This is a genomic window from Streptomyces sp. NPDC053673, assembly GCF_055585225.1.
In genome coordinates, this window is sequence record NZ_JBVJKN010000007.1 from 1 (window position 1) to 12,708 (window position 12,708).

Genomic DNA, 12,708 nt, shown 5'->3' on the forward strand with positions numbered 1-12,708 from the left:
ATGCCCGAATACTGCGTTTTGCCCTCTTTCAAAAGGCTGCCGGGAGGACTTCATGACGGTGTCCGCCGACTGTCACAGGCGTGTCACACGCCACATGCTGGGCCGACCGGTCGATGCACAGGAAGCAAGGAGCCAAGCAGCAGCCTTCAGGCCTGCGCGCTCGTGGAAGGCTCGCCAACGTTCGTGGACAGGGTGGAGTCCGCGGTGACGCGGTCACGGCGGGGGTCGGAGTGCTGCTCTTCGCCGCGCGGATCACGGCAGGGGCACAGTCCAACCCTGAGCGCTGCCCGCGCTTGCAGTAAGCCGGGGGTGTCTGGCGACGTTGCCCTGAGTCGTGGTTGTCACCTGAGCCGTTGTGCGCGGCACATGTCGAACGTATGCTCGCCCGGCTGATTCGAACTTCAAAGAGACGGTGACACCTTGCCCGGCACGCACTCGACCCGATGGTGGGTGACCCACGTCCTCGCGCTGCTCCTGTTCCTGACCTGTGTGGTGCTGGCCGTGCGGTGGTTCATTTCGCTCGAGTACGTGACTCACGCCCGGGCACTGACCCGCACGGGACGGCTGGTGCAGCGCACCCGCCCCGAGGTTGTCGCGCTCGTAGTGATCGTCTCGAGCGCGCTCGCCTCCCTGTACGTGGGCAAACAGCTGCTCTCCGCTCTACGTGAGCGCTTCCGGTCACAGGCGCCACGCATCGGCGCCGAATGACCTGGGAAGTCGGTACGTCACACGAGACGAGATCCCGCTGCCTTGCCGGCCTGAGCTCTGAGCTTGGGAATCACAGCGCCTCTACGGTTGAGTGTGCTCCTGAACAGGCGCAATCGGTGCTGGAACGGAGCCCCGGAAGCCCGGTCCCTCGGCCGGCAAGCGGGCCGCAAGAAGCGCTCCGGCGTCGGCTACAGATACCTGCACACCGCCGTCGATGACCACTCCCGCCTGGCCTACAGCGAGATCCTCACCGACGAGAAGAAGGAGACCGCCACCGCCTTCTGGACCCGCGCCCAGGAATTCTTCGCACAGGCCGGAATCACCGTGGAACGGGTCCTGGCCGACAACGGCTCCTGCTACAAGTCCCACCTCTGGCGCGACACACTCGCGGCGGCCGGCATCACCCACAAGCGCACCCGCGTGCGCGGTCCTGCTGGGATCAGCCGTCCGATCGGATGAGCCGGACCGAGTTCAGCAGGGTCTTGTGGGCGGCTGTCGAGTCGTCCAGGTAGCCGGCGGCCATCGCGCCGTCGTACAGCATCAGCAGCGCACCGGCGGCCGACTCCGGGTCGGCGTGGCCGAGCCGGGTGAGCAGATCCTGGAAAAGGGCGCGGATCCAGTCCCGGTGGGACGCCACCAGGCCACGGACAGGATGGTCGGCGTCCGGGAACTCGGCGGCCGCGTTCAGGAACGGCGAGCCGCGAAATCCGCGCTCGCGGGCGTGCTCGGCGATCGCCTCGAAGATCAGATCGATCGCCTCCGCGGGCGGGTGCCCGGCGGCCAGTGGTTCGGCCACCTCCTTGTAGTAGGCGTCCTTGGTCAGCAGATAGGCCACGACCAGGTCGTCCTTGGAGGCGAAGTGCCGGTAGAAGGTCGCCTTCGTCACCCCGGCCTCGGCGATCAGCCGCTCCACGCCGATCGCGCGGACGCCCTCGTAATAGAACAGCCGCGACGCGGCCCGGACCAGGCGTTCGCGGGGCGGTAGTTCTCCCTCGGTCTTGGTCTCTTGACGCATGGCGTCGGTGCTCTTCTGCCCAGTGCTGCTCACTGCCCCATTGTGCCCTCGGCCCTGCCTTGAGCGGCCTCCACCCCCGTACGGCCCCACCCATAGGGCCTTCCTCCCCCTGCCCATGATCGACATCAACCTCATGGGCCTGATGTACACCGCCCACGCGGCCGTCCCCCACCTGGTCAAGGCCGCTGCCGAGGAGCCGCGTCAGGTCGCCGACATCGTCAACATCGGCTCGCTCGCCGGCCGCAACGCCTACGCCATGTCCGCCGTGTACAGCGCCACCAAGTTCGGCGTCGGTGCCTTCAGCGAGGCCCTGCGTCAGGAACTGGCACGCCAGCACGTCCGCGTGTCCGTCATCGAGCCGGGCAGCGTCGACACCGAACTGCGCACGCACAACCCCGACGCCATCCAGCAGCACATCGTCGCCGCCCTCGGCGACATCGAGCGGCTGCAGAGCCAGGACATCGCCGACACCGTCGGCTACATCGTCACCCGCCCCCGGCACATGGCCGTCGCCGAGCTGCTCGTACGCCCCACCGAGCAGGCCTGAGAACCAAGACCGTGGCCAACTCCGAGACAAGCAAGGAGTCGTGACGGCGACGAGGCGGCCGTTTCGAGCTTGTATCACCCGAATTCCCGGCCGTACGTATTCGGCCGAGTTTCGGGCTCAGGCAGCACCAGTTGATCAACGGCCGGGCATGCGGCTTGAAGGCCCGCGGTGGCCGCGCGGGCGGGCCGGAGCTGGTCCGGCACGGCACCGGCACGTCATAGCTGCGCGAATCACGGGCCGCTGCCGCCGGATCTGGCTCTGTGGCGCTACAGGAAGGATTGACACGTGCTTACCGATGCAGTCATGGCTCTTGCGGCCGCAGCCCACTGTCGACACTCCCTCGGTCGGCGGCTTCCTGGTTGCCGGGGGCTCTGTGCCACATGAAGGTCGCAGTTGAGGAGCCTACGCCGAGCGGGTCGAGAGCTTTCGCAGGAGTGACAGGACATGGACAAGGAATCCTTGGGTGATATCGAGTCGGTCGTCACCGGCCGCAGGGCGGTGATGATGGCCGAGGACAGTGTCGTCGTGGACGTAGTGAAGAGCGTCGTGAAGAGCGGCCGGACGGCAACGTTCTACCTAACGCCTGATCAGTTCGCTGCCGTCAACGCGTGGTACTGGACCCCGCACCGGATGAAACACATGGGGCTCGAACCGGTGCTGGACGCGGAGATCGCTCAGATCAGCTCTGTACTGGGGATCGAGCAGTCGGCGCTCTCGGCCTGCTCCGCCTACTCCAATCGGATCGCATGCCCATGCGGGCACACTTACGGGGCACTGGAGTTCGTGCAGCAGGGGATCACCGAGCACGGGCTCGCTGCCACCCAGAGGGTCTTCAATCTGAAGGACACTGCTGTCATCCGCGCCAATTCGCACCAGCAAGTATCGTGCCCGAACTGCAGGCGCCGTCTCGCGACGCCCCATTACTACGTCTACTGGGGCTACGGATGCTGCGTGGACTTGGACGACACCTCGAGGGCGGCGTTCGCGCGCTGACCCTCATGGGTGGCCCGTCCTCGCAGCTTTAGCTCGCGTCTACCATCCGCGATTCTTCAGGCGGCCGGGCCTCGTCGGGGTGCGGGGCGAACCGGTGCCCTTGCTCCAGTTCTTCCCTGCCCCACTCTTGGGTGCCTCCTGGACGGATCCCCTCCCGGGAGGGGCTGACCTGCTCCCATCAGCCGTGGCTCCGGCAGGGCACTGTGCCGCTGGCGAGAATGCCGGCGCAGCGCCAGCGTGTGCACCGCTGGGGTGTCGTCCGGCTCGACAGCGATGCCGCCAGGCGGCTCCTTGGGCGGCAGCTGCTCCAGGCGGGCCCACTGCGCATCCGCCAGATCCCCACGTGCCACGAACCAAGATCAATCCCGACGTCCAAGATCCGCTTTCGATACACGCACTAGATCTGCCGGTACGCCTGCCAGGTGAATTCGGTCTTCTCGTTATAGATGTTCACATGCACGCCAGTGCCGGACATGTCGACCACCTTGCCGTTGTCGCTGCAGGTGACCTTGGTGGCGGTGTAGGTCCAGTTCGACGCGTAGTGGCCGAAGATCCGGAACTTGAGCTTGCTGTTCTCGATCCAGGCGGGGCCGGTCATGGCGGTCCCATTGATCCTGCTTGCGGTGGTGTGCACGAAGGTCAGACGGTAGGCGGGCCAGTTGATGTGGCTGGCGGTCCATGCCGAGGTGCCGGCCGTCTGGTAGTCGGCCAGGGTGGAACCGCAGGTGGCGGCGTGCGCTGCGGGTGCGGAAGCGACTGTCGGCAGGCCGATGGCGATCGGAAGCGACGTCAGCACGATGGCCCACTGCCACCCGCGTGCGGTGCGAGACAACCACGTCGACGGCATTGGGTTCTCCTGCCTGTTCGATGGAACCGCGATCTTTTTGCAGCCGGATACCCCACCCTCACGCCGATATTAACACTACGCGCACAACCCGTAACTCTAAGTGCCGGAACGTGGCGGGTGCGGGCCGCCGGTTGATCGCCCCGCACCCGGGCCCTGGCGGCCTTCACTGGCTTGCGTTTCGGAGAGATGGCCGGACTCCAGCGCCATGACGTCAACCTTGAGCGGCGAACCGTCGCTGTGCGGCGTGCTCTGGCAGAGACGCGGACGGACGGCATCGTGGTGAAGCCGCCCAAGAGCGCGGCCGGTGTGCGCACGGTGGCCTTCCCAGCCTCGCTGACGGCGGACCTGGCCGCTCATCTCGCCGCGTACGCGGAGCCGGGCCGCTCCGGGCTGGTGTTCACCGGGGCTCGGGGTGGGCAGCTTCGCCGGAACAACTTCCGCCGCCTGTGGCTGCGGGCCCTGAAGACGACCGGCCTGGTGGACGTGCACTTCCACGATCTGCGCCACACCGGGAACACGCTCGCCGCGACCGGCGGTGCCACGAAGCGTGAGCTGATGCAGCGGATGGGGCACTCCTCTGTACGTGCCGCGCTGATCTATCAGCACCTGGTGAACGGCCGTGCCCAAGCCATCGCCGCGCACGTCGACGAGCAGATCAGGCAGGCGCGGCCGGCAGGGTCCGACGAGGCATCTGGCACGTAACTGGCACGACTCCCCTGCAACGCCTCCGCGGCGGGAGAACGAACAAGGCCCAGGCTTCCGGTTCGATACCGGTGACCTGGGCCTTTGTCGTGCTTCCTGCTGGTGGGCGCGGACGGTTTCGAACCGCCGACATCTGCTTTGTAAGAGCAGCGCTCTACCCCTGAGCTACGCACCCTGGAATGAGGCAACAGCGTACATGGCTCATGGGTGGGTGCCGCAAACCAGATCTTCCGTGGATCGGGGGACAGCCCCACCCCGGAGTTCCTCGTGGGCGTGAAGCAGGGCCCGCGGAGCCCGCGCATCACCGCGGCGCGGAGCGACAACGGCGAGGTTGTCGTACGAACCGCGAACTAACAGGCCCGTGTGTTCGTCCTTACCGGGTGGGAGAATGAACCGGGCAGGGCAGACACGGCACGGGAGAGGGATGTGACGGCGACACACGCGCGACCGCACGCGAAGGCGAAGGCGAGAGCGAGTGTCGTGCGGGATGTGATTGCGCTGGTGCTGCTGCCGCTGCCACTGGTAGTCGCCGTGTTGCCGGGGGCCTTCGCCGGTGGCGGTACGCGGCGCTGGTTCGGGGGCCGCGGGGAGGGTCAGCGGGCCGATGCGCAGGCCGCCAAGGACGCGGCGGCCGCGGCGTTCTACGAGCTGGACACCGCGCAGCGCGATCTGCGGATCTCGATCGAGACGATCACGGCCGTGGACAGCTCGCCGGGTGCGCGCCGCGCGGTGGACGACTTCGCCGCGCTGGGGCGGCGGATCGACGAGGTCAGCCACGGGTACATCACGGCCGTCGACGCGCACGATCTCGACCGGGACGATCTCGACCCTGCGGTGGCCGTCCGGGCGCGTACGGAGCTGACGAAGGCGAAGGACGAGCTGGTCCGGGTCAAAGGGGACCTCGACCGGTTCGCGCAGGGGCTCGGGCCGCTGCTCGACAAGGCGGAGACCCAGCTGGCCCGGCTCGCCCCGGCGGTGGAGCGGGCACGACAGGCGCTCCTTTCCGCGAGCAATGCTCTCGATTCGGTGCGGGGCTCCGGAATGCGGGCGGATGATCTCGCCGCCCGCCTCGCCGCCCTCGCCCCCGAGCTGACCAGGCTCAACGAAGGCGCCGGCCGACACGGCGTGGCGGAGACGCTGCAGCGCGCCGACCGCGTCATGCGCGACGCCGAGGCCGTACGTACCGAGGCGGAGCGGCTCCCGGAGCGCGCCGCCGAGATCGACAAGCGGCTGGTGTCGCTGCGTACCCGCGCCCAGGCCCTCACCACCCGCGCGGGCGGCGTCGAGCCCGTCCTCAGCGAGCTGCGCCGCCGCTTCACCGCCGCCTGCTGGCAGGATCTGCAGCCCGTCCCCACGCAGGCCACGGAGAACGTCCGCCGGGCGGAGGAGAAGCTCAAGGAGGCCGGCAAGGCTCGCGACGAGCAGCGCTGGGCGGATGCGACGACCCTGCTCGGTACGGTCCGTGCGCTGCTGAACAGTACGGACGAGGCGGTTTCGGCCGCCGGCGACCGGCTGCGGCGGCTCGACGCCGTCGCGAAGGACCCGCAGCAGGAGGTCGAGCGGACCCGTTTCGCGATCCGCGACGCCCAGCGCCTGGCCATGGCGGGCCGCAACACGCCGGACCCGCGCCACGCCCGGCCCCTGGACGCCTCCGTGGCCCGGCTGGAGCGCGCGATCGCCGGTCTCGAAGGGCACCACCCCGATTACTGGCACTTCCTGACGGAGACGGAAGCGGTACGGCAGACCGTGGCGAACGTCGTCGATCAGATCCGTGGCGAGCGCGGCGCGGGGGCCGCTCACGGCTGAGCCCGACCCGGCGAAGCCTCCCCACCGCCCGCGGCGCCCTCTCCCCGCTGCTCCCCCGCCGCTTCCCCGCGCTTACCCGGTGCTCCCCGCCGGATTTGTCGGGTCGCCTGTGCGGGCGGATGCTGTAACGAGGTACGTACGCGGCCAAAGGAGGCCGATATGGCATCCACTCACGCACAGCAGCCCTCGCAGTCCCGGCAGCCCAGCGGCCTGCGTGTCGCGCTGGACGAGCACCTGCCCGTCGATCACCGCCTCAGCAAGATCTACCGGATCGGCGCCGGGCTCATGGGGCTGGTGCTGCTGGCCTTCGGGATCCTCGGGCTGACCCACAACATCGGTTTCTTCGACATCGGCAAAGCCACGGTCGGGGGCCTCAGCACCAACGGCGGGCTGAGCGTGCTGTCCATCTGCGTCGGACTGCTGCTCTTCGTGGGAATGGTCATCGGCGGCAACTTCGCCTCCACCCTCAACATGGTGCTCGGCGTCCTCTTCATCGTCAGCGGCTTCGTGAACCTCGGCCTGCTGGACAGCGGTTCCAACTTCCTCAACTTCCGGATCCAGAACGTCATCTTCAGCTTCGTCGTCGGCGTCATGCTGATGTGGTTCGGGATGTACGGCAGAGTGGGCAGCGCCCTGCCCCACGACAATCCGTACTGGAGGGCCCGCCACCCGGACGAGGCGGCAGGCGAGGAGCAGCGTGCCCGCCGACAGACCCAGAGCCAGGGTCAGAGCCAGAGCCAGAGCCGACGCTAGAGACAGGGTCAGAGCCGGCGCTAGAGACAAGGTCAGAGCCAGAGGCAGGGGCAGAGCTAGTCTGTTGCCCATGCCCCGTTACGAGTACCGCTGCCGCTCCTGCGACGACACGTTCGAGCTGAGCCGGCCCATGGCCGAGTCCTCCGCCCCCGCGGTCTGCCCCGCCGGACACGAGGACACCGTCAAGCTGCTGTCCGCCGTCGCTGTCGGCGGCACGAGCACGGCTCCGGCCGGTGGCGGTGGCGGAGGCGGCTGCTGTGGTGGCGGCTGCTGCGGCTAGCCGCTCCACAGGCCTGCCCCACCGGCCCCACAGGCCCCACCCCCGCGTCGCCCGGCCCTCCGGCCGTCCGGCGATCGTCCGATCGATGCCGCGCTCCCGTCGCCCGGTCGCACCACCGACTGTGCGGCCGAGCGGCCGCGTCCCGCGACGTGTCCAGGTAACTACGTGTCCAGGTAACGCAGCACCGCCAGCACCCGTCTGCTGTACCCCGCCGCCGACTCCCCCGTCAGCCCCAGCTTGTCGAAGATCGCGTTGATGTGTTTCTCCACCGCGCTCTGCGACACATGCAGCCGTGCCGCGATCGCCGCGTTCGTATGGCCCTGGGCCATCTCTGCGAGCACCCGCCCCTCGCGCCCCGTCAGCCGCGCCAGCGGATCCGTATGGCTGCTGCGCACCAGCAGCCGGCGTACGACCTCGGGGTCGAAGGCGGCCCGTCCGTCCCCCACGCGCTCCAGGGCGTCCAGGAACTCGTCGACCTGGACGACCCGGTCCTTGAGGAGATAACCGACGCCGCCGCCCGCCGGTTCCCCGGTCAGCAGCTCGGTCGCGTACCGCTTCTCCACGTACTGCGACAGCACGAGCACACCGACCCCGGGCCACCTGCGGCGGATCTCCAGGGCCGCCCGCAGCCCCTCGTCGGTGTGCGTGGGAGGCATCCGGACGTCGGCGACCACGACGTCCGGCCGTTCGGCGGACACCGCTGCGAGAAGCCGGTCCCCGTCGCCCACCGCCGCCAGCACCTCATGGCCCTCCTCGGCGAGCAGCCGTACAAGGCCCTCCCGCAGCAGGGTCGAGTCCTCGGCCAGGATCACGCGCATGGCAGCTCCGCGGTGACGACAGTGGGTCCGCCGGGCGGGCTGTGCACCGCGAACCGGCCGTCGAGGGCGGCGATCCGGGTCGCCAGCCCGGTGAGTCCGCCGCCGGAACGGTCGGCTCCGCCCCGGCCGTCGTCCTCGACGCGCAGGCACAGCGGGCTCTCCTCGCCGTCACGGGTCAGCGTGACGGCGATCCGGGTGGCGCCGGAGTGCTTCACGACGTTGGTGACGGCTTCGGAGACCACGAAATACGCGACGGTCTCCACCGTCCGCGCCGGCGGTGTGCCGTCGACGGCGTAATCGAGCCGGAGCGGCAGCGGTGTGCGTTCGGCGACGGACTCCAGCGCGGCGCGCAGCCCCGCCTCGTCGAGGACGGCCGGATGGATCCGCCAGGCGACGTCGCGGAGTTCGGCGAGGGCCAGCCGGCTCTCCTCGTGGGTCTGGAGGAGAAGCCGGGCCGCGCGCTCGGGATCACGGCTGCGGCGGGCGCGGCCGAGCAGCATGCCGAGGGCGACGAGCCGCTGCTGGACACCGTCGTGCAGATCGCGCTCGATCCGGCGGCGTTCGTCGTCCACGGCGGACATGACCTCGGCCCTGCTGGTGGCCAGTTGCACGATGCGCCGTTCGAGCTCGGCCTCGTGGCTGGGGCCGAGGACGCGCCGGGCCAGCTGCCCTTCGAGCAGGGCGACGCCGAACACCCCTTGGGCGGCCAGGAAGAGCAGCAGGGCACCGGCGAGACTGGCCGCACCGACGTTGACCGGGTTGCGGAGGTCGGTGATCAGCCAGCCGTAGAGGAAGAAGGTGGCGTACGCCGCGCCGATGACGGCGCAGAGCAGAACGGCCGCGGCGAGCAGGCCGAGCGGCCAGCGGGCGACGAGATAGCGCACCGCGCGGCCGTTCCCGTACGCCGCGGGTATCCGGACCCCGATGAAACGGTCCAGGCGCTTGCGCTCCAGCGCCATCAGCCACTGCGCCGCCCCGTCCACCGGCCGTAGCACCGCGCGGCGCCCGAGCGGCCAGGCAAGAACCGGCAGTACAGCCAGCCCCGCGAGCACCAGGAAGAGCAGCCCGGCGACGGCCGAGACGGCTCCGAGGGCGAGCCCGGCCGCGTACCGCGCCCCGCGCGCTGCTGTCTCCTTCATGCACGCTCCTTCATGATCGGCCACGCTAACCGGCCGGCCCTCCCCCGCACACTGCGGAAAACCGCAGGAATGCGGCGGGGAAGTCCGCAGGGAGAAGCGCGGCTGCCTTCAGGGCGGGATCAGGACGCCGTCAGAACGCCATCAGGACGCCTTCAGGAGCCTTCAGGGCGCCTTGAGCTGCACTTTTCCAGCGTGGCAACCATGGTCCCGTGATCGAGGGCATCGCACCGGGCTGGATCAGCAGCCTCAGGGACACCTTCGGCACACCGGTCGCGGGCATCGCCGCCGCCTGGAGAACCTGGGCCGGAAGCCGCAGGCGGTCTCAGCGCGTCGCCGCAGCGTCCGGCGCCAGGGCCGGCGTCGGGACCGTCGGCATCGGCGTCGGCGCAGTCGCCACCGCCGTCGTCACCGCCGTCGTCACTGAGGCCGTCGCCGTCGCCATCGTCTTCGCCGCCGTCGCCGCGAAACGCCGCAGGATCTCCTCGCCCGCCGCGACCCCCCGCTCCGGGAGGACGGTGACGTGCGGGGCGGACCAGGCCGTGTCGGCCAGTTCGCCGTGGCCGGGACGCCAGGCGTGGTCCGCGGCCAGCAACAGGTCGGCGTCGAGCAGGGAGTCTCCGGCGGCCAGGACGACCTCCGTACCGGTGCGGCGGACGAGTCCGTGGACCGCCGCGCTCTTGGTGAGGGGCTTCGGGACCGCGTAGATCTTGCGGCCCTGGAGGGAGACCGTCCAGCCCCTGGGCTCCGCCCACGCGGCGAGTTCGTCCGTCCAGCCCACCGGCAGGAGCGCGCGGTCGACGACGAGGTACGCGAACAGATCCTCGGCGACCCGCTCCTTCAGCACCCACGCCGGGTCGGCCGTCGCGAGCATGTGGGCGCGGACCTCGGCGAGCGAGGCGCACTCGTCCGCGAGCCGGCCCGCGACCACACGCTGCCAGTCGCGGTCGGAGACGCCGTCGACCAGCAGATGCCCGCCGTTCGCGCAGATCGCGAACCGCGGGGCGGGCCCCGGCAGCTGGATCCTCCCGTACTGCTCGCGCGTCCGCGTCGTGGTCGGTACGAAGACGGAAGTACGGGCCAGCTCCGCGAGGAGCACGGCAGCGGTCTCCGTCATGTAGGACAGCGGCTTGCTGTCGTACACCTCGACGCAGAGCAGCCTCGGGGCCTCGGCATCGGGCATCGGCAGCTGCAGCGCCGCCGACGAGTAGATGAGCGTACGGTCGAGATCGCTGGCGATCAGGGCGGTCACGGCGCGGTCACCGCCTTGCCGTCCGCGCCGGTCGCGCCGCGCGTGTACTGGGGGTGAATCAGCCCGACGCAGCTGTACGGGAGGTCGTCGACCTCCTCGACCGGCACGCCGCGCTGCTCTGCCAGCAGCCGTACGTGCTCGAGGTCGGCTCCAGCGCCCCGCTTGGCGAGGATCTTCCAGGGGACACGGCGCAGCAGAACGCGCGTGGTCTCGCCGACACCCGGCTTGACCAGGTTGACGTCGTTGATGCCGTACTCCTCGCTGATCCGCTCCACTGCGGCCCAGCCGGCCCAGGTCGGCGCCCGGTCCGCCGACAGCAGTTCCTTGACGTCCGCGTCGACGGCGTCGGCCACCTCGTCGAAACGGGCCGCCACGGTGTCGAGGAAGTGGCCCGACACATCGGCTCCGGCCAGCTCGCGGTAGTACTTCGCGCCGTGGAAGTCGTACGGACCGACCAGGTCGGCGCGCAGAACCGTACGCGAAATCAGCCCGGAGACCGTGGAGTTGAGGCAGGCGGAGGGGATGAGGAAGTCCTCGCGCGTGCCGTACGTACGGACGCAGCCGCCCGGGTCGGCGAGGACCGCGATCTCGGGGTCGAAACCGTCGAACTCGCTGAGCGCGGCGGCCAGTTCGCGGGTGATGGCGCCCTTGCCCGTCCAGCCGTCGACGAACACGACATCGGCCGGGTTGTGGTGGGCGGCGAGCCAGCGCAGCGCGTTCGCATCGATGCCGCGGCCACGCACGATCGACACGGCGTAGTGGGGCAGGTCCAGGCCGTGGCGGTGCTGGGCCCAGCGGCGCATCAGGACGCCGACGGGGGTGCCGGCCCGGGCCAGCGAGACGAGGACGGGCCGCGTGGACCGTTCGGCGAGCACGGTCTCGGTGACGGCGCCGACGGCACGGGCGATCCGGGCGGCCGACGTCTCCAGGGCGTCGTGGAACAGCGCCTGGTACCGGTCGCTGGGCTGGTACTCGACCGGCAGCGACTCGGCGTAGTGCGCGCCGCCGCTCTGTATCGCCTCCTCGCGCTCCTCGGTCGGCGCTTCGAGCGCGACGTCCGAGAGGTCCTGGAGCAGCCAGCCGACCTCCTCGGGGGCGTAGGAGGAGAAGTCGGGTCCGCGGAGCGGCTCGGGCAGCATCAAGGCCCTTTCGGCTACTTCGGCTACTTCGGCTACTTCGGTTACGTCCGGTGCTTGGGCTGCTTCGGTTGCGTACGAGGATTCGGGCACGCACGGGGATTCGGGCACGTACGAGGGGACGACGGCGAGCAGCACCTGCGGTATGTGCGCGCCGAGCTGCGCCAGCAGCCCGTCGGGGGCGTGCAGTGCGGCGGTGTCGGCGGCGGAGTCGACCACGGCGACCACCGCGTCGAAGCCGCCACCGGCGACGTTGTACGCGTACCGCTCGCCCGGTCCGTCGGCCGGGTCGTCGTGGGCCGGGAAGACCAGCCGGCTCCGTATCGCGTAGCCCGGGTCGTCCACGGCGAGCACCGGCGACCGGGTGGTCGTCGAGTACCGCACCTCCGCCACGGCCCCGGCCTTCTCCAGCGCCTGGGCGAGCCGCAGCGGCGCGTACATCAGCTCTTCGCACCCGAGCACGAGAACGCGCTGCGGAGCGGCGGCATCCTGCGCTTCAGGACCGGCCGCCCGGGGAGCCTCCCCATGGACCGGCGAGCCGGGCGTCTGGTCCGGCGCTGTGGTGCCGGGCATCGCGTGGTCCGGCGCTGTGGTGCCGGGCATCGCGTGGTCCGGCGCCGTGGTGCCGGGCATCGCGTGGTCCGGCGCTGTGGTGCCGGGCATCGCGTGGTCCGGCGCCGTGGTGCCGGGCATCGCGTGGTCCGGCGCCGTGGCG

General features: G+C 70.1%; 13 protein-coding genes, 1 tRNA gene and 1 pseudogene. 8 read left to right on the top strand and 7 right to left on the bottom strand.

What is annotated here, in order from left to right; translation table 11 throughout:
• Window positions 1-420: 420 nt before the first annotated feature.
• On the top strand, window positions 421-708 hold the full coding sequence (locus ACZ6ZQ_RS12645; protein ID WP_469768538.1) for a hypothetical protein: 288 nt from the start codon (window positions 421-423) through the stop codon (window positions 706-708).
• Between the two features lie 141 nt (window positions 709-849).
• A pseudogene (locus ACZ6ZQ_RS12650) lies at window positions 850-1,140 on the top strand (DDE-type integrase/transposase/recombinase); the annotation flags it as partial.
• Window positions 1,141-1,147: 7 nt separating this feature from the next.
• On the opposite strand, the gene ACZ6ZQ_RS12655 reads toward ACZ6ZQ_RS12650, so the two are convergent.
• Entirely contained in the window at window positions 1,148-1,756 is a 609-nt protein-coding gene (locus tag ACZ6ZQ_RS12655) for a TetR/AcrR family transcriptional regulator (protein ID WP_469768539.1), read from the bottom strand.
• Window positions 1,757-1,838: 82 nt separating this feature from the next.
• Between ACZ6ZQ_RS12655 and ACZ6ZQ_RS12660 the strand changes: the two genes are divergently transcribed.
• Window positions 1,839-2,270 carry an SDR family NAD(P)-dependent oxidoreductase gene (locus ACZ6ZQ_RS12660; RefSeq protein ID WP_469768540.1) on the top strand — a complete coding sequence of 144 codons (432 nt, stop codon included), beginning with the start codon at window positions 1,839-1,841 and terminating at the stop codon, window positions 2,268-2,270.
• 444 nt (window positions 2,271-2,714) lie between these two features.
• On the top strand, window positions 2,715-3,263 hold the full coding sequence (locus ACZ6ZQ_RS12665; RefSeq protein WP_469768541.1) for a hypothetical protein: 549 nt from the start codon (window positions 2,715-2,717) through the stop codon (window positions 3,261-3,263).
• A 397-nt stretch (window positions 3,264-3,660) separates the two neighbouring features.
• Here the strand turns inward: ACZ6ZQ_RS12665 and ACZ6ZQ_RS12670 are convergent, their stop codons facing one another.
• On the bottom strand, window positions 3,661-4,110 hold the full coding sequence (locus ACZ6ZQ_RS12670) for a hypothetical protein (protein WP_469768542.1): 450 nt from the start codon (window positions 4,108-4,110) through the stop codon (window positions 3,661-3,663).
• Window positions 4,111-4,263: 153 nt separating this feature from the next.
• Between ACZ6ZQ_RS12670 and ACZ6ZQ_RS12675 the strand changes: the two genes are divergently transcribed.
• A complete protein-coding gene (locus ACZ6ZQ_RS12675; protein ID WP_469768770.1) occupies window positions 4,264-4,812 on the top strand; it encodes a site-specific integrase in 549 nt (182 codons plus the stop codon).
• 100 nt (window positions 4,813-4,912) lie between these two features.
• On the opposite strand, the gene ACZ6ZQ_RS12680 is transcribed toward ACZ6ZQ_RS12675, so the two are convergent.
• Window positions 4,913-4,987, bottom strand: a tRNA-Val gene (locus ACZ6ZQ_RS12680).
• A gap of 251 nt (window positions 4,988-5,238) precedes the next feature.
• On the opposite strand from ACZ6ZQ_RS12680, the gene ACZ6ZQ_RS12685 reads away from it, so the two are divergent.
• From ACZ6ZQ_RS12685 to ACZ6ZQ_RS12695, 3 genes are all read left to right on the top strand, one after another.
• Window positions 5,239-6,618: a hypothetical protein gene (locus ACZ6ZQ_RS12685; protein WP_469768543.1), complete on the top strand. Its 1,380-nt coding sequence runs from the start codon at window positions 5,239-5,241 to the stop codon at window positions 6,616-6,618.
• Window positions 6,619-6,777: 159 nt separating this feature from the next.
• Entirely contained in the window at window positions 6,778-7,371 is a 594-nt protein-coding gene (locus tag ACZ6ZQ_RS12690) for a DUF4383 domain-containing protein (protein WP_469768544.1), read from the top strand.
• A 70-nt stretch (window positions 7,372-7,441) separates the two neighbouring features.
• Window positions 7,442-7,651 carry an FmdB family zinc ribbon protein gene (locus ACZ6ZQ_RS12695; RefSeq protein ID WP_469768545.1) on the top strand — a complete coding sequence of 70 codons (210 nt, stop codon included), beginning with the start codon at window positions 7,442-7,444 and terminating at the stop codon, window positions 7,649-7,651.
• Between the two features lie 161 nt (window positions 7,652-7,812).
• Here the strand turns inward: ACZ6ZQ_RS12695 and ACZ6ZQ_RS12700 are convergent, their stop codons facing one another.
• The 4 genes from ACZ6ZQ_RS12700 to ACZ6ZQ_RS12715 form a co-directional block, all read right to left on the bottom strand.
• A complete protein-coding gene (locus ACZ6ZQ_RS12700; RefSeq protein ID WP_469768546.1) occupies window positions 7,813-8,469 on the bottom strand; it encodes a response regulator transcription factor in 657 nt (218 codons plus the stop codon).
• Window positions 8,460-9,608: a sensor histidine kinase gene (locus ACZ6ZQ_RS12705; protein WP_469768547.1), complete on the bottom strand. Its 1,149-nt coding sequence runs from the start codon at window positions 9,606-9,608 to the stop codon at window positions 8,460-8,462. Before ACZ6ZQ_RS12705 ends, ACZ6ZQ_RS12700 begins: the two co-directional genes overlap by 10 nt.
• 322 nt (window positions 9,609-9,930) lie before the next feature.
• Window positions 9,931-10,857: an HAD family hydrolase gene (locus tag ACZ6ZQ_RS12710; protein WP_469768548.1), complete on the bottom strand. Its 927-nt coding sequence runs from the start codon at window positions 10,855-10,857 to the stop codon at window positions 9,931-9,933.
• Window positions 10,854-12,708: cysteine protease StiP domain-containing protein (locus tag ACZ6ZQ_RS12715; protein WP_469768549.1), on the bottom strand; the 1,855-nt coding region annotated here is incomplete at its 5' end. The genes ACZ6ZQ_RS12715 and ACZ6ZQ_RS12710, both read right to left, overlap by 4 nt.

Coding starts and splice junctions, on each gene's coding strand:
- ACZ6ZQ_RS12660 (WP_469768540.1), top strand. CDS start 1,839: ATGATCGACATCAACCTCATGGGCCTGATGTACACCGCCCACGCGGCC.
- ACZ6ZQ_RS12665 (WP_469768541.1), top strand. CDS start 2,715: ATGGACAAGGAATCCTTGGGTGATATCGAGTCGGTCGTCACCGGCCGC.
- ACZ6ZQ_RS12670 (WP_469768542.1), bottom strand. CDS start 4,110: ATGCCGTCGACGTGGTTGTCTCGCACCGCACGCGGGTGGCAGTGGGCC.
- ACZ6ZQ_RS12690 (WP_469768544.1), top strand. CDS start 6,778: ATGGCATCCACTCACGCACAGCAGCCCTCGCAGTCCCGGCAGCCCAGC.
- ACZ6ZQ_RS12695 (WP_469768545.1), top strand. CDS start 7,442: ATGCCCCGTTACGAGTACCGCTGCCGCTCCTGCGACGACACGTTCGAG.
- ACZ6ZQ_RS12700 (WP_469768546.1), bottom strand. CDS start 8,469: ATGCGCGTGATCCTGGCCGAGGACTCGACCCTGCTGCGGGAGGGCCTT.
- ACZ6ZQ_RS12705 (WP_469768547.1), bottom strand. CDS start 9,608: ATGAAGGAGACAGCAGCGCGCGGGGCGCGGTACGCGGCCGGGCTCGCC.